Raw genomic sequence first — 1,297 nt, 5'->3', positions numbered from 1 at the left:
CCCACCGCCATCGGCGGCATCTCCACCGGTGTCATGCGCCCGGCCTTTCGCGTACGCGGGGAGGGTGTGCCCTTACAGGCCCTGCCAGGCGGGCTTGTTGGCGAAGGCGTGGCGGAAGTAGTCGGCCAGCTTCAGCTTGGAGGCGGCGGCCTCGTCCACGACGACGGTCGCGTGGCGGTGCAGCTGGAGCGCGGACGCTGGGACCAGCGCCGACAGCGGGCCCTCGACGGTCTGCGCGACGGCCTCGGCCTTGCCCTCGCCGGTGGCCAGCAGGACCAGGTGGCGGGCGTCCAGGATGGTGCCGATGCCCTGGGTGATGACGTGGTGGGGGACCTGGTCTATGTCGTTGTCGAAGAAACGCGCGTTGTCGACGCGGGTCTGCTCGGTCAGCGTCTTGATCCGGGTGCGGGAGGCGAGGGAGGAGCAGGGCTCGTTGAAGCCGATGTGACCGTCCGTGCCGATGCCGAGCAGCTGGAGGTCCACGCCGCCGGCCTCGGCGAGCGCGCGGTCGTACGCCTCGCACGCGGCCACGACGTCCTCGGCGGAGCCGTCGGGGCCCATGAAGGCGGCCTCGGACAGGCCGAGCGGCTCGACGACCTCGCGCAGCACCACGGCGCGGTAGGACTCCGGGTGCCCGGCGGGCAGGCCCACGTATTCGTCGAGCTGGCAGATCCGGGCGCGGGAGGCGTCGACCTCACCGGCCCTGACCTTGGCCGCGAGGGCCTCGTAGATCGGCAGCGGGGTGGAGCCGGTCGCCACGCCGAGCAGCGCGTCGGCCTTGCGGCGGACGAGGGCCGCCATGGCCTCCGCGATGAGTTCTCCGCCTGCCTTGGCGTTCGGGACGATGACAACTTCCACGCGGGGCCTGCCGATCTGAGAAGGGTCGTAGTGTGGTATAGACCAATCTAGCAGAGTTGCACCCTGCCGCCCCCTCCCATGGTGAGCCGTTTTCCCTCACCCGTCCTGCGGAACGGGGGCCCCGATGGCGGCCCCGCGCCCCTGCCTCCGCCTCAAACGCCGGCGGGGCTGAGGGCGGCTGCGGGTCCGGCGTCCGGCTATGCAGGTAGCCCCTGGGGCGAATTCAGCCCCGCCTGGTGCTGACCTCACGCCGACCCTGGCAAATTCAGCCTCGCCGGCGTTTGAGGCGCCGCCGGAGGCACGTCAGCCGCCCGGCGCTTGAGGGCGATCACGGGTGCGGCCCCTCTCGGCCCCTGCTGCCTCCGGCGGCGCCGCCGTGGAGACCGGTGGCCACACGCTGACCGCCCGCCTGCCGAAGGGCTCCACCGGCACCGCCGTG

Annotated in this window: 1 protein-coding gene; it reads right to left on the bottom strand. The window is 72.5% G+C overall.

The genetic code is table 11. The features are described 5' to 3' along the window. Positions 1-72: 72 nt before the first annotated feature. Complete coding sequence (gene nagB, locus ABZY31_RS31250; RefSeq protein WP_356417073.1) at positions 73-858, bottom strand: glucosamine-6-phosphate deaminase; 786 nt, start codon at positions 856-858, stop codon at positions 73-75. Positions 859-1,297: the final 439 nt, after the last annotated feature.

The sequence above is a fragment of the Streptomyces sp. NPDC006529 genome, assembly GCF_040611795.1.
Lineage (GTDB): Bacteria > Actinomycetota > Actinomycetes > Streptomycetales > Streptomycetaceae > Streptomyces.
Note: the sequence above shows the minus strand (reverse complement) of the source record. Positions and strands in the feature narration are given on the sequence as shown.